This window comes from Nitrospirillum viridazoti CBAmc (genome assembly GCF_000730165.1).
Lineage (GTDB): Bacteria > Pseudomonadota > Alphaproteobacteria > Azospirillales > Azospirillaceae > Nitrospirillum > Nitrospirillum viridazoti.
In genome coordinates, this window is the sequence record NZ_CP022113.1 from 548,261 (window position 1) to 565,994 (window position 17,734).

Genomic DNA, 17,734 nt, shown 5'->3' on the forward strand with positions numbered 1-17,734 from the left:
CCGAATTTTGTAACCATTGCGGCCATATGAAATCAGAACATGGCGCAGTAACTTCGGGTACGACATCGATAACATTTTAGGAATTAACCACTTCTTTGACTCGACAGTGTTGACTTATACAGCCTCCCGAAGAAACGCGCCCGCTCAGGCGGCGCTACTGCAAGAGAAGACGGGGCATGTCTCTCGCAAGTTGGGGGCTTAAAATGACAGCTCGTGCCTTGCTGGCGTCCTTAGGGGCGCTGAGGGTTTTGTTTGTCGGGTTAATTATTAGCGGTATTTTAGGAATGACCGCCGCATGGGCGGATAACGGCACGGCATTGCCGCCGTCCAACCGCATCTCCATCAACCTGGGCGAAACGCCATGGCGCTTCCTGAAGGATAGCGACCCGGCCAACGCCATGGATCCCGCCTACAACGACACCCCCAGCAACCCCAATCCGAACGAGGTATGGACCTCGGTCGGCGTGCCCCATTCCCCCAGCGACAACGACACCTTCCTGAATCTGAAGTCTGGTGGCGGCCAGGGTCAGCTGACAGGCAACATCACCTGGTACCGCAAGCACTTCTCGCTGGATAACGCCTACAAGACCCGCAAGATCTTCGTGGAGTTCGAGGGCGCGCACATGGGCGCCCGCGTCTTCATCAACGGGCATTTCATCCCGGGCAACAGCCTGGTGAACCCCAACGCCACCCACGTCGTTGGCTTCGTGCCGTTCATCGTCGACATCACCGACTATGTGAAGTTCGACGGCGCCGACAACGTCCTGGCGGTCAAGGTAGCCCGGGGCGACACCTTCTTCACCAACCCCAACTTCTCCGGCGCCTTCCGCTTCGGCCAGGCCGACAGCGGGCTGTTCCGCCCGGTGTGGATGTACATAACCGACCGGGTGCACATCCCCCGCAACACCTACGCCGTGCTGAACACCTGGGGCACCTACGTCTCCACGCTCAGCGCCAGCGACGCGTCGGCCACCGTTCGGGTGCAGACCAACGTCGCCAACGAGTACGCCAACGCCCAGACGGTGACGCTGAACACGCAGATCGTGGACGCGGCCGGCAATGTGGTGGCGTCCGCCCAGGACACCAAGACGCTGGCCTCGGCGCCGCTGCCGGCCACCCCGGCGCAGAACGCGCCCGAGACGGCCCCGCCGCCCGCCACCTTCGACCAGACGCTGACGGTGGACCACCCGACCCTCTGGTACCCCAACAACAGCCAGTGGGGCCGCCCCTACATGTACACGGTGGTGCACACCGTCAGCGTGGACGGCGTCGTGGTTGACGCCACCACCACGCCGCTGGGCATCCGCACCATCGCCTGGGACCAGAACTTCCCCATCATCAACGGCCACGCCCACTACCTGTGGGGCGCCTCGGGCCGCTACGACTACCCCGCCCTGGGATCCGCCGTGCCGGAGGAACAGCAATGGCGCGACGTGGCCCTGCTGGCCAACGCCGGCGGCAGCCTGTACCGCCCGGGCCATTCCGCCCAGGGACCGGAGTTCCTGGCCGCCGCCGACGCCTTTGGCGTGATGATGGTCCAGCCCAGCGGCGATGGTGAGAACGGCTTCGCCCACCTGTGCCCGGGCGACACCTATGTCGGCAACTGCACCGCCTCCACCCTCGACATCGAGATGAAGAAGGAGGTGCACCGTGACATGATCGTGCACGACCGCAACAACCCGTCCGTGCTGGCGTGGGAGGCGGACAACGGCGTCACGGACACCGGCTTCGCCCGCGCCCTGAAGTCCCTGTCGGAAACCTGGGACCCGGTCCTGACCCGCGCCCAGTCCGACCGCACGCCCGACGCCGCCAACGGCGACATCCTGGGCTGCTCGGGCGACGGCTGCGACATCGGCGTGAAGCGCGACAACCCCAACGTTCCGGCCTGGGGCTCGGAATACTGGGACAACGGCGTCGGCCGCGACCTCTATGACTTCGAGTTGCCCTTCGCCGCGCTGTACATGAAGCAGTGGGTGCAGAGCGTGGCCATGAAGTCCTTCGGCATGGCCCACTGGTACCTGGCCGACACGCCGGGTGAGATCGTGACCCAGGTGGACGGCCCCGGCTCGCCCACCGGTTCCGCCAGCGGCCACACCCCGGAAAGCATCCGCGGCAACGGCGCCTCGATGATGGACGCCAACCGCATTCCCCGCCTGCTCTACTACATCTACCAGGCCGCCTGGACCCCGTACGACACCCGGCCGGTCGTGAAGCTGGCCTATCACTGGAATCGCATGGGCCAGGTGCGGGTCAACGCCTTCTCCAACTGCCCGTCCGTGCGCCTGCTGCTGAACGGCCAGCGTCAGGGCGGCGACATGACGCCCAACCCGCTGACCAGCGACGTCAGCCCGGACATGACCCAGAACACCACCCTCCTGCCCACGCAGGTGCATTGGGATGTGATGTGGGCCGCGGGCACCCTGACCGCCCAGTGTCTGGACGCCAACGCCCGCGTGGTGCTGGACGCCGCCGGCAACCCCATCCAGGACACCCAGGTCACCGCCGGCACGCCGGACCACATCCGCCTGACCGTCACCCCGGAACTGGTTCGCCCCAGCGGCCAGCCCTTCGCCGTGCAGGCCAACGGCACCGACGCCGCCTTCATCACGGCGGAGGTGGTGGACGCCAATAATGTGCGCGTCCCCAACGTTTCCCCCACCCTGACCTTCGCGGTCAGCGGCCCCGGCACCTACCGCGGCGGCGCCGACCATTACGTCAACGACAGCCAACCCGACGGCTATCACGCCCCGGGCGACCCCAACCTGACGGCCGAGGGAGGTGTCACCCGCATCGCCGTGCGCGCCCAGTTCACCCCCGGCACCGTGACGGTCACCGCCGCGGCCCCCGGCCTGGGCGCCGGTACCGCCAGCTTCCAGACCGTGCCCACCACCGGGCCCAGCCTGGGCGCCAACGGCAACCTGTCCGTCCCGGCCACGCCGGCCGGCCAGCTGTCCATCGTCACCCCGCCGCAGGACCAGACCGTCACCGTCGGCCAGACGGCGACCTTCACGGTGCTGAGCGCGGGGGCGGCGCCCCTGAGCTACCAGTGGCAGCGGGGCGGCGTCGCCATCCCCGGCGCCACCAGCTACAGCTACACCACCCCCGCCACCAGCCTGGGCGACAACGGCGCCGCCTACAGCGTCATCGTCGCCAACGCTTCGGGCGCCAGCGTCACCTCCACGGCGGCCTTGCTGACCGTGGTGCCGCCCACCGTGCCCACCGTGCTGACCCAGCCCAAGGGGGCGACGGTCATCGCCGGCCAGAACGCCAGCTTCAGCGTCCAGGCCAACGGCTCGCCCGTGCTGAAGTACCAGTGGTTCAAGAACAAGACCGCCATCACCGGCGCCACGGGGGCGATCTACAACACGCCCGTGCTGACGCTGGACGACAACGGCGCCAGCTACACCGTGGTGATCACCAACACGGCGGGCAGCGTCACCTCCGACGCCGCCGTCCTGACCGTGGGGGCCGCCACCCCGCCCACCATCCTGACCCCGCCCGCCAGCCAGGCGGTGCCGGTGAACCAGACGGTGGTGCTGTCAGTCCTGGCCTCAGGCACGGCGCCGCTGCATTACCAGTGGACGCATGACGGCGTGGCCGTCGGCCCCGACGCCGCCAACTTCGTCATCCCGTCGGTGCAGACGGGCGACGCCGGCGCCTACACGGTCACCGTCACCAACGTGGCGGGCACCATCACCTCCAAGCCCGCCGCCACCCTGTCGGTCAGCGGCAGCAACGGCACCAACCTGGCCCAGGGCAAGACGCCGCTGGAAAGCAGCGAGCAGAACGGCGGCCTGACCGCCAAGTACGCCTTCGACGGCAACGCCACCACCCGCTGGTCCTCCGCCCCACAGATCGACCCGTCCTGGGTGGGTGTGGACCTCGGCTCACTCCAGACTTTCGACGAGGTTGTCCTGGTGTGGGAGAACGCCTACGCCACGGAATACCAAATCCAGGTTTCCAATGACGAGGGCGACAACAAGACCTGGACCACCGTGTACCCCGCGGACGGCAGCATGGCCGTCGGCCACGGCGGTACGGAAACCCTGGCCTTCCCCAGCACCACCGCCCGCTTCGTGCGCATGCTGGGCAACAAGCGCGCCACGGACTACGGCTACAGCCTGTTCGAGTTCCAGGTCTACGACGTGCCGCAATGCGGCACGGCGACGGAGCGCTACACCCTGCAGCCGGCCAGGTCGGGCACCTACGTCTCGCCCATCGCCGGCATCCCCAACGGGCCTTTCGTGCCCACCGTGGTCGACAACGTCAGCGGCCTGACCTGGCAGCAGTACGTGACGACCTTCACCCAGGCGGGCGCCCAGTTCACCCGGCCGGTGGCCGAGCAGTACTGCGCCTCCGTGGGCATGCGCGTCCCCACCCAGGACGAGGCGCTGACCATCGCCGGCAACAACTACTCGGCCTGCGCCTTCCCCAACCCCTGGACCACCTGGACGGAAACCGACGTGGCGGGTGAGACTGACCGGTCCTACTTCGTCTCCTCGGCCGGCCAGTCGTCCTCGCAGATCACCGACAATTCGCCGGGCTGGGCCCTGTGCGTGGTGGGCAAGCCGCTGGCCGCCCCCACCATCACGGCGCAGCCCGCCAACCAGACGGCGCCGCTGGGCGGCACCGCCACCTTCACCGTCGGCGTCGGCGGCCCCGGCCCCTTCAGCTACCAGTGGCTGGAGAACGGCGCCCCCATCGGCATCACCACCGTTCCCACCTTCACCACGGCCCCCCTGCAGGCGACCGATGACGGCGCGTCCTTCAACGTCATCGTCAGCAACGGCGGCGGCAGTGCCTCCAGTGCTGTGGCCACCCTTACCCTGAACGGCACCGCCGGCGACGGTAACGGCAACACCGGTAATGGCGGCAACGGCAACACCGGCGGCAACACCGGTGGTGGTGGCAACAATGGCGGGGGCAATAACGGCGGCGGCAACGCCGATCCGCTGGCGCCGCCCACCAAGTCCCCGGCGTCGGATCTGGCCGCCGGAAAGAAGGCCACGGCCACCAGCGACCAGGGCGACGGCTATCCGGCGTCGGCCGCGGTGGACGGTGATCTCAACTCCCGCTGGTCGTCCGGCTTCAGCGACACGGAATCGATCACGGTCGATCTCGGTGCCGTCCAGACCGTGGACCGCGTGGTCCTGCGCTGGGAAGCCGCCTACGGCGTCGGCTATCTGATCGAGGTGTCGACGGACAACAAGTCCTGGAAGACGGTGCACACCGAAACCCAGGGCAAGGGCGGGGTCGACGACATCCGCTTCGACGCCACCCAGGCGCAGTTCGTGCGGATGAGCGGCACCAAGCGCTCCAGCCAGTACGGCTACAGCCTGTTCGAGTTCGAGGTCTACAACACCGCCACCACGCCGCAGTACGCCCTGACCGCCACGGCCGGGGCCAACGGCACCATCCTGCCCGGCACGGTGTCGGTCCTGGCCGGCGCCACACAGACCTTCACCTTCCAGCCGGCCAACGGCTTCGCCGCCACCGGCGTGACGGCGGACGGCCAGAGCGTGGGCCAGGTGGCCAGCTACACCTTCACCAACATCCAGGCCACCCACACCGTGGCCGCCACGTTCAGCGTCTCCTCGGCGGCGGTGGACCTGGCCTTGCACCAGCCCGCGACCTCCAGCGAGTTGGAGAACGCGGGCTACCCCGCCGGCAACGCGGTCGACGGCGACCCCAACACCCGCTGGTCGTCCGCCGTCGGGCCCACCGCCTGGCTGCAGGTGGACCTGGGCGCGCCCAAGGCCTTCAACCGCGTGGTGCTGAGCTGGGAGAATGCCTACGCCGTGGGCTACCAGGTCCAGGTGTCCAACGTGGGCGGCGCCGATGACCAGAACTGGACCACGGTCCATCCCGAAACCAACGGCAAGGGCGGGATCGAGGACATCACCTTCACCGAGGTGACCGCCCAGTATGTGCGCCTGAAACTGACCCAGCGGTCCGGCCCCTATGGCTACAGCCTCTGGTCCTTCCAGGTGTACGACATGCCGACCCCGCCGGCGCTGACGGCCCAGCCCGCCAACGTCACGGTGACGGCCGGCCAGACCGCGCAGTTCACCGTGGCCGCCACCGGCACCGCCCCCTTCACCTACCAGTGGTACGTGAACGGCACGCTGGCGGCGACCACCGACTCCCCCCTGTTCACCACCGAGAGCCTGACCACCGCCGACAGTGGCACCACCGTCAGCGTCGTCGTCGGCAACGTGGCCGGCACCGTCGCCAGCGCCAGCGCCACGGTGACGGTGACTGCCCCACCCCAAACGGGGACAGGGTCGGGCACGGGCGACACCGGTAACGGCAACACGGGCACTGGCGGCACGCCGCCGGTCTCCACCAACGCCAACCTGGCCCTGGGCGTCACCATGACGGCCAGCGGCACGGAGAATGACGGCTACCCCGCCGGCAACGCCGCCGACGGCAGCGCCAACTCGCGCTTCTCCTCCAACTTCGACGACCAGGCCTGGCTGCAGGCCGACCTGGGCGCGGTGCGGGCGGTCAACCGGGTGGTCCTGCGCTGGGAGAACGCCTACGGCGTGGGCTACCTGATCCAGACCTCCACCGACGGCAAGACCTGGGACACCGCCTTCACCCAGACCAACGGCAAGGGCGGGGACGAGGATCTGTCCTTCGCCACCGTGAACGCCCGCTACGTCCGCCTGCAGGGGGTGAAGCGCTCTTCCGGCTACGGTTACAGCCTGTTCGAGTTCGAGGTGTACAACACCGCCAGCACGCCCCGCTTCACCGTCACGGCGACGGCGGGCGACAACGGCGCCATCACCCCGGCCGGCGCCACCCAGGTGCTGCAGGGGGCCGACCCGCACTACACCTTCACCGCGGCCGACGGCTTCGTCGTCACCAAGGTGGCGGTGGACGGGCAGGACATCGGCCCCCAGGCCGGCTACACCTTCGCCAACGTCCTGGGGCCGCACAGCCTCGCCGTCACCTTCGGTCCGGCCTCGGCCGGCGTCGACCTGGCGGCCGGCAAGGCCGCCACGGCCAGCGGCACGGAGAATGACGGCTATCCCGCCGGCAACGCGGTGGACGGCAACCCCAACACCCGCTGGTCTTCCGCCTTCGTCGATCCGTCGTGGATCGCCATCGACCTGGGATCCCCCCAGACCTTCAACCGCGTGGTCCTGAACTGGGAGAACGCGCACGGCATCGCCTACCTGATCCAGGTGTCCAACGTGGGCGGCACCGACGACAAGGACTGGACCACCGTCTACACCCAGGCCGCCGGCAAGGGCGGGGTGGAGGATCTGAGCTTCACCTCCGTGACCGCCCGCTACGTCCGCCTGCTGGGCACGCAGCGGTCCAGCCCCTACGGCTACAGCCTGTTCAGCTTCCAGGTGTTCAACAACCAGACGGACCAGGCGCCCGCCATCACCAGCCAGCCGCAAAACCAGACCGTGCGCCTGGGCCAGAGCGCCAGCTTCTCGGTCACCGTCAGCGGCACCGGTCCCTTCACCTACCAGTGGCAGCGCAACGGGACCGACATCGCTGGTGCCACCAGCGCCAGCTACAGCACGCCGGCCACCACCAGCGCCGACAACAACGCCCAGTACACCGTCGTCGTGACGGGCCCGCAGGGAACCAAGGTCACCAGCACCCCAGCCATCCTGACGGTCAACGCCAGCGGCCTGCCCTACACGGTCTTCCCCGGCTTCGTCGGTGTCGACCTGCAGAACAACACCCACGGCACCTACAGCGACGACCAGGTGTACGTGGCCGTCATCGGCCGCGACCCGGCCACGGGGCAGTTCGCCTGGCTGAAGCCGGACGGCACCCTGACGGCCGCCAGCGCAGCCGACAATGACGGCGCCGGCCACCTGACCAAGAACGGCCAGAACTACAGCAACTACTTCTTCACCCTGGCCCAGGCCAAACAGCTGAAGCTGCCCAAGATGGACAGCGGGCGCGTGTTCATCGCCCTGGGTGAGCCGCTGTACATCAAGATCCTGATGGATGCGAACAACCAGGTCGGTTACGCGGGACCCAATCCGCTGAACGGCACGGACCCCAACATCAACGTCTATTACGACTGGTACGAGTTCACCTACAACGCGTCCGGCCTGTGGATCAACACCACCCAGGTGGACCAGTTCGGCCTGCCGCTGCTGGTGGACGTCTACGGCGCCAACAACACCTTCCACAAGCAGACCGGCATCAACCAGAGCCGTGCCGCGCTGTACGACGCCTATATCGCGGAGACGCCGGCGGCCTTCCATTCCGCCCCGCTGTCGCCCTACCGCATCATGGCGCCCTACAACGGCACCTTCGACGTGGGCCAGGCCAACGCCACCTACTTCGACGGCTACGTCGACCAGATCTGGGCGTTCTACGCCACCAACACCCTGACCATCGACATGTGGGGCGGCGCCCGCCGCTTTGTCGGTCAGGTCCAGGGGGGCCAGGTGCAAGGCGGCCAGATGGTGTTCAGCGAGGTCGACCTGAAGAACGGCGCCTATGTCGGCGGCAGCTACATCGTGAACAAGCCGACGACGCAGGACGTGCTGCGCGGGGCTGGCGCCCTGCACACCGGCAACGACACCGAGCTGGCGCTGGAAGCCCAGCTGTGCGCGGCCTTCAACCGCCACATCATGGACAACGCCGGGGCCTGGGCCACGCCGTCCGTCTGGTACAGCGCGGCGCCGGCCAACTTCTACGCCAAGTTCTGGCACGACCACAGCGTCGGCGGCCTGGCCTACGGCTTCGCCTACGACGACGTGTCGGACCAGAGCTCCACCATCACCACCGACACGCCGGAGCACGCGGTGTTCGGCATCGGCTGGTGATGGCGGCGACGTCAAGCAACTGAAAGAACGGCGGCGCCTGAAAGGGCGTCGCCGCTTCTTCGCATTTCAGGGCCAGTAATCTTTTGGGGATAGGGAAATGAGGGGATTTGAGAACAGGGCTAGCGAGCGGGGCTTTACCCTGCTGGAATTGCTGGTCGTGGTGCTGATCATCGGCCTGCTGGCCTCGTACGTGGGCCCCAAATACTTCTCTCAGGTATCGAAGTCCGAGGTGACGACGGCCAAGGCGCAGATCGAGGCCTATGCCAAAGCCGTGGATAATTTCCGCCTGGACGTGGGCCGCTTCCCCACGACGGAGGAAGGGCTGGCCGCCCTGATGACCCGCCCGGCCACCGACGGCGACAAATGGAACGGCCCCTACCTGCGCAAGGACGTGATCCCGGATCCCTGGGGCCACCCCTACCTTTATCGCTCCCCCGGGGAGAAGGGCGAGTTCGCCATCACCTCCTACGGACGCGACGGCCAGCCGGGCGGCAGCGGCCCCGACGCCGACATCAGCAACGAGTAGGCGGCCAGGCGGGGATCATTTCGAATGCGGTATGAGGTCCGGGCGCTGTCGCCCGATCACCTGATGACCCAGCTGGTCCTGGACGCCCAGGATGAGGACGACGCGCGCCGCCAGGCAGCGATGCGCGGCCTGGCCGTGGCCGAGGTGCGGCCGGCCAAGGGCCTGCGCGTACCCACGGCCCTTGGGGGGGCCACCGCCCGTCAGTGGTCCTTGGTGCTGTTTAGCCAGGAGCTGTTGGCCCTGCTGCGCGCCGGCCTGTCCATCGTCGAGGGGTTGGAGGCGCTGCTGGAGAAGGAGGCGAACGAGACCGCACGCGCCATCCTGCAGCGCCTGCTGGCCGGCCTGCGTGACGGCAAGCGCCTGTCGGTCGTGCTGGCGGAACAGCCGGCGCACTTTCCGCCACTCTATGTGGGCATCGTCCGCGCGGCGGAGGGAACCAGCGACCTGCCCCGCTCGCTCGCCCGCTATCTCGACTATCGCCAGAGGGTGGATGGCGTGCGCGGCAAGGTGGTCAGCGCCGCGATCTATCCCTGCATCCTGGCCCTGGTAGGCGGGGCCGTGTCCTTCTTCCTGGTGGGCTACGTCGTTCCCAGCTTCGCCCAGATCTACCAGGGCACCGGCCGTTCCCTGCCCTTCCTGTCGCGCATGCTGATGGATTGGGGCCGCTTCGCCGGGGCGCATTCCGCATCGCTGGCGGCGGGCATCGTCGCCCTGGCCGCCCTGCTCGCCTTCGGTGTCCGGCACGTCGTCCGGCGCGGCGGCGTGGGCCGGCTGCTGGCCGTCATTCCCGGCATGGCGGCGCGGGTGCGGATTTATGAGTTGTCGCGCCTCTATCTCACCATGGGCATGCTGCTGGAGGGCGGCATCACCGTGGTCGCGGCCATGGCCTCCATCCAGGGCATGATGTCGGCCGACGTGGCCGCCCGCCTGCGGCTGGCCAGCGACGCCGTGCAGGCCGGCACCCCCCTGTCAGATGCCTTCGAGGCCCAGGGCCTGGCCACGCCCATCTCGCTGCGCATGCTGCGCGTGGGGGAACGCTCGGGCGAGCTGGGCGCCATGCTTACCCGCTCCGCCGAGTTCTACGACGGGGAGATCGGGCGTTGGATCGACCGCTTCACCCGCATCTTCGAACCGCTGCTCATGGCCGCTATCGGCATCATCGTCGGCGCCATCGTCGTGCTGCTCTACATGCCCATCTTCGACCTGGCGGACAGCCTGCAATGAGCCAAGACGCCCTCTTCCCAGCATTGGATGACGAGGCCCTGCTGCGCCAGGCGCGGCGGGCCGCCCTGACCAGCCGGCGCGGCACCTTGGCGGAGTTCGACGCCCTGGCTGGCGGGGAACCGCGCCAGCGCCTGCACCGCCTGGGCCGGGTGCTGGACCTGCCCGTGCTGGAGACGGCGGCCATGCTGGTCCTGACGCCGGCCCTGGACCTGCTGCCCCTGCCCCGCGCCATGCAGCGCCACTGCGCCCTGCTGCGCGCCGAGGGCGGGGGACTGCTGGCCGCTGTCACCGACCCCTTCGACGCCGACCTGCTGACCTGGCTGGAAACCCAGGCGGGGGCTGAGATGGGCGTGGCGCTGGCCCTGCAGGCCGACATCCACGCCTATCTGTCCAAGCTGGAAGAGTCCGTGCGCGCCATGGATAGCGTGGTCCAGGCCGCCGACGGCGACCGCCGCGACGGCCGCACCGCCGCCATCCTGTCCTTCGCCAGCGTCAGCGAGGCCGCCAGCCCGGCGGTGAAACTGGTCAACTCCACCCTCTACGACGCGCTGAAGGCGGGCGCGTCGGACATCCACATGGAAAGCACGGCCACCGGCCTGGCCATCAAGTATCGCGTCGACGGCGTGCTGGACCGGGGCACGGCGATCAATGGCACCGAAACGTCGGAGCAGGTCATCAGCCGCCTGAAGGTGCTGGCCGAACTGGACATCGCCGAACGCCGCGTGCCGCAGGACGGCAGCTTCCGGGTGGAGGCGGCGGGCCGGGAGATCGACCTGCGCGTCTCCATCATGCCCAGCATCCATGGCGAGGACGCCGTCATCCGCATCCTGGACAAGCGCGCCATGATGGCGGCCTACGGCGCGCTGAGCCTGGAAACGCTGGGCTTCGACGCCGCCTCGCTGGCCATCCTGCGGGAGCTGGCGGAGGAACCGCACGGCATGCTGCTGGTCACCGGGCCCACCGGCTCGGGCAAGACCACGACGCTGTACGCCGCGCTGACGGAAATCCACAACGGGCGCGACAAGATCATCACCATTGAGGATCCGGTGGAATACCAGTTGTCGGGCATCCTCCAGATCCCGGTGAACGAGCGCAAAGGCCTGACCTTCGCCAAGGGTTTGCGCAGCATCCTGCGGCACGACCCCGACAAGATCATGGTGGGCGAGATCCGCGACCGGGAAACGGCGGAGATCGCGGTGCAGTCGGCCCTGACGGGCCATCTGGTGCTGACCACCGTGCACGCCAACAGCGTGTTCGACGTCTTCGGCCGCTTCACCCACATGGGCATCGACCCCTATGCCTTCGTCTCCGCCCTCAATGGCATCTGGGCCCAGCGCCTGATCCGGGTGAACTGCCCCCATTGCGCCGCCGACTACGCGCCGGAGGACGGGGAGTTGCAGCGTCTGGGCCTGACGGGGGAGGCCATCGCCGGCTTCCGCTTCCGCCGCGGCCTGGGCTGTGGCGATTGCCGGGGCACCGGCTACAAGGGCCGCCGCGCCATCGCCGAGATCCTGACCCTGACGGATGAGCTGCGCGAGATGGTGGTGGAGAAAAGCCCCATCCGCCTGATCAAGGACACGGCTTACCGCAATGGCACCCGCAGCCTGCGCGACGTGGCCATGGCCTTGGCGCGGGAGGGCGGCACCACCCTGGCCGAGGTCAAGCGGGTGACCCAGCATGCGTAAGCCCACCCTCCCCTCCCTCACCCATTTCCTGGGCGGCCGGTTGGAGCTGACGCTGACCCGCGCCAGCCTGTCGCTGGCCCTGCGGCGCACGGCTTGGGGGGGCCCCGTTTCCCTGGTGGAGCTGCCGTTGGCCGGCACCTTTCATCCGGACGCGCTGGCCCCCACCCTGGCGGCGGGCCGTCTTGCCGGCCTGCCGCTGTCGGTCACGCTGGGCGACGATCTGGTGCGGCTGTTCATGGTGGCCCCGCCGGGCAATGCGCGCGGCCTGGGTGACATCCGCGCCGTGGCGGCACTGCGCTTCCAGCGCCTCTACGGCGAGGATATCGCCGCGTGGCGCCTGACCTTCGACGCGGCGGTGGACCAACCCTTCCTGGCCTGCGCCATGCCGCAGGCGCTGCACGCCGCCCTGCTGGACCTGGCCCGAACGCACCGGTTGGCGCTGACCGCCGTCACCCCGCGCTTCGTCACCGCCTGGAATGCCGAACACCGGCGGCTGGATGGCGCTTGGCTGGGCGTCGCGCAGGAGAGGGGCATCACCCTGGGCTGTGTGGACGTTCCGCCCGGCAGGGGTGCCACCGGCCTGATGGCGGTGCATCGCCTGGCCCTGCCGCCGGGGGTGGACGCCCGCTGGCTGCGCGATCAGCTCCGCACCGTGGCGCTGCGCCATGGCCTGGCGGACCCGGTGGCCGTCAAGCTGATAGGACGCCCTCCCGCCGGACTGGCCGCCCCCACCGCGGGCACACCCACGCTCAGCTGGCAGGTACCAGCGGCACGGCCCACGGCCGCCCAGGCGTTCTCCTATCTCTTCGGTTGGGGGCAGCGCGCGGGATGAAACGGCAGAGCATCAATTTCGCCCCCCAAGGCTACACCCGGCTGAAGCAGGAAACCCCCGCCGCCGCCAAGCTGCTGGGCATCGTCGGCCTGGGCCTGTGCCTCGCGGCGGCACTGGAGGCGCGGGACCGGCTGGACCGCCTGTCGGCCCTGGACCGGGCCGTCGCCCAAGCCGAAGGCGACCTGGCGGCGCGCGCGCGCGGCCGGGCCCCCGTGGCCGACATCCCCATCCCCGAAGCGCAGGCCACGGCGGTGAACGCCGCCGTGCGCCAGCTGAACCTGCCCTGGCGCACCGTGCTGGACGCGGTGGAGGCGGGCACGCCCAAGACCGTCGCCCTGCTGGCGCTGGAACCCGACGTGCGGCGCGGCCTGGTGCGCATCGAGGCCGAGGCGCCGGACGGCGAGGCCATGCTGGCCTATGTGAAGCAGCTGAAGCAGCAGCCCCTGCTGGCCGGCGCCGTGCTGGTGAAGCACCGAATGGAGGAAAGCCAGGCGCGACGCCCCCTACGCTTCCAGATTGAAGCGGGGATTGCCGCCGGGGATCTCACTGGGGGCACGCCATGAGCCTCCTGTCGGCCTCCGCCCCCACCCTGCTGTTGCGCACCCGGCTGGCGCTAGGCCGCATCGGCTGGACTAGCCTGCTGGCCGGAGCCTTGTTCATCGCGGGCGCCGCCGCCTTCCTCATCGGCCTGCCCGCCCTCCAGGCGCGGGTGGACACCCGTCAGGCCGACCTGGGACGGGTGACGGCGCGGGCGGCCCGGGCCGCGCGGCAGCCCCAGCCAGCTGCCGCCCCCCTGCCGCCGGCGCAACGCAACCTGCAGGCCTTCTACGACGCGTTGGGCGATGTGCGCTATATCGACCAGGACGTGGCCGTCGTCCTGGATGAGGCCGACCGCCAGGGCCTGACCATCGCCCAGGCGGACTACAAGCTGAGCTATGACAAGGCCGGCCTCTACCACGTCTACACCATGCAGATGCCGGTGACGGGCAGCTACGCCGCCATCCGCGCCTTCTGCCGGCAGGTGCTGCTGTCCCTGCCCTACGCCGCCTTGGAGGAGATCAGCGTCAAGCGGGCCGCCATCGGCGACGCGACGGTGGAGGCGCGATTGCGCCTGGGGCTGTACCTCGACGGTCCGGCGGACTACACGCCGGGCAAGGCGGTGGACGGGGGTGCGCGATGAAGCTGCGTCAGGCCCTGATGCTGGCGGCCCTGGCCGCGTCCGCAGGCCTCGCCATCTTCGGCGACCGCACGCCCAACGGCGGCGGCGAGACGGTGGAGCCGGCGCCGCGCCCGCAGCCCGCGGCGGCACCCAAGGCGGCCGCCTCCCCCGCCAAGCGCAAGCACGCGGCCGTCATCCTGGCCCTGCTGCCGCGCGAGGATCTGATGGGGCCGCGCGATGAGGAGCGGCCGGAGTCCACGCTGTTCGCTGCGCAAAGCCTGGACCGGGCGCCGGCGGGGGCGGGCGCCCAGGGACCCATGGCGGTGCCGTCGGCCACGCCGGGGCTGCCCTTCACCTACCTGGGCAAGAAGTATGAGAACGCGGCGTGGGAGGTCTACCTGGCCATCGGGGAGCAGACCTACTTCGTGCGCGAGGGCACGGTCATCGACCAGAAATACGCGGTCAACCAGATCCGGCCGCCGGTGCTGACGATGACCTACCTACCAACCAAGCAACAGCAGACGATGACGATCGGCGGGGAAGAGTGATGGGGGTTGTGAGGGGGTGGCGGTCCGCCGCGCGCAAGGGGGTTTCCCTGCTGCTCAGCGTGGCGCTGACGGCCTGCGCGGGCCATTCCGCCTATCAGGACGGCGTGAGCCTGGTGGCCGAAGGCAAGATGGACGACGGCCTGGCCAAGCTGCAGGAGGCCTATCGCCAGGACCCGCGCGATGTGCAGGTGCGCACCGCCTATCTGCAGACGCGGGAACGGGCCCTGACCACGGATGTGGAGCGGGCGGACAAACTGGCGGCCGCCGGCTCGTATGACGAGGCGCGGGCCCTGTACCGCCACGCCCTGGGCCTGAACGCCAATTACGAGCGTGCGCAGGACGGCCTGGCGGCGCTAGAGGCCCGGGCCCGGCAGGCCGGCTGGATGAACGAGGCCGACGCCCTGCTGTCACGCGGCCAGGTGGACGCCGCCAGCCAGAAACTGGCCCGCGTGCTGACGGAGGCGCCGGCCGACCCGCGCGCCCTGGCGCTGAAGCACGCCATCGACACCCGCCTGGCGGCCAGCACGCCCCAGGCGCGGCTGGCCCAGGTCTACCGCAAGCCCATCACCATCGAGTTCAAGGACGTCAGCCTGAAGCAGGTGTTCGAGGTGATCGCCCACACCTCGGGCCTGAACTTCCTGTTCGACAAGGATGTGAAGACGGACCAGCGCACGTCCATCTTCCTGAAGAACAGCACCATCGAGGCGGCGGTGCGCCTGGTGCTGCTGACTAACCAGCTTGAACAGCAGGTGCTGGACGGCAACACAGTCCTGATCTACCCCAACACCCAGGCCAAGCAGAAAGACTATCAGGAGCTGAGCGTCCGCACCTTCTACCTGGCCAACGCCGAGGCCAAGACCATCGCCAACACCCTGAAGACCATCATTAAGGTGCGCGACATCGCGGTGGACGAAAAGCTGAACATGGTCATCGCGCGCGACACGCCCGAGGCCATCCGCATGGCGGAAAAGCTGGTGGCGGTGGAGGACGTGCCGGATCCCGAGGTCATGCTGGATGTAGAGGTGCTGGAGATCCAGCGCAGCAAGCTGCAGAACTTCGGCATCCAATGGCCGGCCTCCGCCAGTTTCCAGCCCTCCCCCCTGGGCAGCCTGACGACGGGCGGCGACAGCTCCTCCAGCGGTTCGTCGGCCGGCAGCAGCGGCAGTGCGAGCACCAGTTCCGCCGTGTCGCTCTATGACCTGACGCACCAGACCACGCGCAACATCGGCGTCAGCGTGGGCAGCGCCACGGCCAACGCCAACCTGCAGGACTCCGACGCGCGGCTGCTGACCAACCCGCGCATTCGCGTGCGCAACCATGAGAAGGCCAAGATCCTGATCGGGCAACGGCTGCCCAACATCACCTCCACCGCCACCTCGACCGGATTCCTGTCGCAGTCGGTGAACTACATCGACGTGGGCCTGACCCTGAATGTGGAGCCCACGATCTACCTGGACGACAACGTCGGCATAAAACTGACGCTGGAGGTCAGCAGCATCATCCGCCAGGTGACGACGCAGACCGGCACCAGCGCCTACGAGATCGGCACCCGCACGGCCAGCACCGCGCTGCGCCTGAAGAACGGGGAAACCGACGTGCTGGCCGGCCTGATCGACAGCCAGGAGCGCACCTCGGGCAACAAGCTGCCGGGCCTGGGCGACGTGCCCGTGCTGGGCCGCCTGTTCGGCGCCACGACGGACGACGACCAGAAGACGGAAATCGTCCTGTCCATCACCCCGCACCTGGTGCGCAACCTGCAGCGGCCGGACGTGAATGACGCCATGTTCAACGCCGGCACGGAAACCAGCATGCACACCGCCCTGCCCGGTTCCGGCGGCGGCAGCGTCTCCACCAGTTCCACCGTCACCACCACCGTGGCACCGGTATCGCCCATGCCACCGGCCGCCCCCAACGCCACCAGCGGCACCGGGTCGTCGTCCACCACCGGCGGCGGCACGGGGGCGGTGAACGACCTGGGCCTCGGCCTCAGCCAGAATGGCGTGGGCGGCACCGTCGGCGGGGCGGAGGAAGGGGCGGTGGGCGCCGTGCCCGGGGCCGGCACCGCCCAGCTGCAGCTGCAAGGCACCAACCAGGCGGCGGTGGGCGGCACCGTCACGGTGAGCCTGCTGGCCCAGGCGACGCAGGGGGTTACCAGCTTCCCCGTTACTCTGGGCTTCGATGCCGCCAAGCTGCAGGTCACCAACATCGCGGAGGGGCCGTTCCTGAAGCAGAGTGGCGCCACCACCAGCTTTTCCAGCCGCCTGGGCAACGGCCAGGTCATCATCGCCGACAGTAGCACCGGGGGCGCCGACGTCACCAGCCAGGGCGTCCTGGCCACGGTGACCTTCAAGGCGCTGGCCGCCGGGCCGGCCAATGTGCAGGTGGCCTCCGCCTCCCCCATCGGGGTGGACGGGGTGCCCGTCACCCTGCTGTCGCCCAGCCCCTACACCGTGCAGATCGCCGCCAAATGACGGCGCAACGCACCTCAGAGGCGGGGTTCACGCTGGTGGAGCTGCTGGTCACCCTGGCCATCGTCGGCCTGCTGGCCACGCTGGTCCTGCCGGTGGCCCAGGTGGCGACCCAGCGAACACAGGAGACGGAGCTGCGCCGCGCCCTGCGCGATATCCGCGCCGCCATCGACGCCTATCACCGCGCCAGTGACGACGGCCGTATCGCCAAGGAAGCCGGGACCACCGGCTATCCCCCCGACCTGGACGTGCTGGTGACGGGGGTGGAGGACCAGAAGGATCCGGAGAAGCACAAGATCTATTTCCTGCGCCGGGTGCCGCGCAACCCGCTGGCCAGCGACCCCGACTTGGCCGATGCCGCCACCTGGGCCAAGCGCAGCTATGCCAGCGAACCCGACGACCCGCAGGAGGGCGACGATGTCTATGACGTCTACGCCGCCAGCCCCCGCGTCGGCCTGAACGGCGTCCCCTACAACAAATGGTGA

General features: G+C 69.0%; 10 protein-coding genes. All 10 read left to right on the forward strand.

The window, feature by feature from the left end:
• Nucleotides 1–284: 284 nt before the first annotated feature.
• The 10 genes from Y958_RS30185 to Y958_RS30230 all read left to right on the forward strand — a co-directional run bounded on the left by Y958_RS30185 (nt 285) and on the right by Y958_RS30230 (nt 17,734).
• A complete protein-coding gene (locus Y958_RS30185) occupies nt 285–8,807 on the forward strand; it encodes a discoidin domain-containing protein (RefSeq protein ID WP_211098815.1) in 8,523 nt (2,840 codons plus the stop codon).
• A 97-nt stretch (nt 8,808–8,904) separates the two neighbouring features.
• A complete protein-coding gene (gspG, locus tag Y958_RS30190; RefSeq protein WP_088875596.1) occupies nt 8,905–9,333 on the forward strand; it encodes a type II secretion system major pseudopilin GspG in 429 nt (142 codons plus the stop codon).
• 24 nt (nt 9,334–9,357) lie between these two features.
• On the forward strand, nt 9,358–10,557 hold the full coding sequence (locus Y958_RS30195; protein ID WP_088875597.1) for a type II secretion system F family protein: 1,200 nt from the start codon (nt 9,358–9,360) through the stop codon (nt 10,555–10,557).
• On the forward strand, nt 10,554–12,242 hold the full coding sequence (locus tag Y958_RS30200; RefSeq protein ID WP_088875598.1) for a GspE/PulE family protein: 1,689 nt from the start codon (nt 10,554–10,556) through the stop codon (nt 12,240–12,242). The genes Y958_RS30195 and Y958_RS30200 overlap by 4 nt, the downstream gene beginning before the upstream one ends.
• Nucleotides 12,235–13,074, forward strand: coding sequence for a hypothetical protein (locus Y958_RS30205; protein ID WP_088875599.1), 840 nt, complete (start codon nt 12,235–12,237; stop codon nt 13,072–13,074). Before Y958_RS30200 ends, Y958_RS30205 begins: the two co-directional genes overlap by 8 nt.
• The gene (locus tag Y958_RS30210; RefSeq protein WP_088875600.1) at nt 13,071–13,637 is read left to right on the forward strand and encodes a hypothetical protein; all 567 of its coding nucleotides are present in this window, start codon (nt 13,071–13,073) and stop codon (nt 13,635–13,637) included. The genes Y958_RS30205 and Y958_RS30210 overlap by 4 nt, the downstream gene beginning before the upstream one ends.
• Entirely contained in the window at nt 13,634–14,254 is a 621-nt protein-coding gene (locus Y958_RS30215; RefSeq protein ID WP_088875601.1) for a hypothetical protein, read from the forward strand. The genes Y958_RS30210 and Y958_RS30215 overlap by 4 nt, the downstream gene beginning before the upstream one ends.
• A complete protein-coding gene (locus Y958_RS30220; protein ID WP_088875602.1) occupies nt 14,251–14,781 on the forward strand; it encodes a hypothetical protein in 531 nt (176 codons plus the stop codon). Before Y958_RS30215 ends, Y958_RS30220 begins: the two co-directional genes overlap by 4 nt.
• Nucleotides 14,781–17,252 (forward strand): cohesin domain-containing protein, encoded by a 2,472-nt coding sequence (locus tag Y958_RS30225; protein WP_244909713.1) that lies wholly within the window; start codon nt 14,781–14,783, stop codon nt 17,250–17,252. Before Y958_RS30220 ends, Y958_RS30225 begins: the two co-directional genes overlap by 1 nt.
• Nucleotides 17,249–17,734: a type II secretion system protein gene (locus Y958_RS30230; RefSeq protein WP_088875603.1), complete on the forward strand. Its 486-nt coding sequence runs from the start codon at nt 17,249–17,251 to the stop codon at nt 17,732–17,734. Before Y958_RS30225 ends, Y958_RS30230 begins: the two co-directional genes overlap by 4 nt.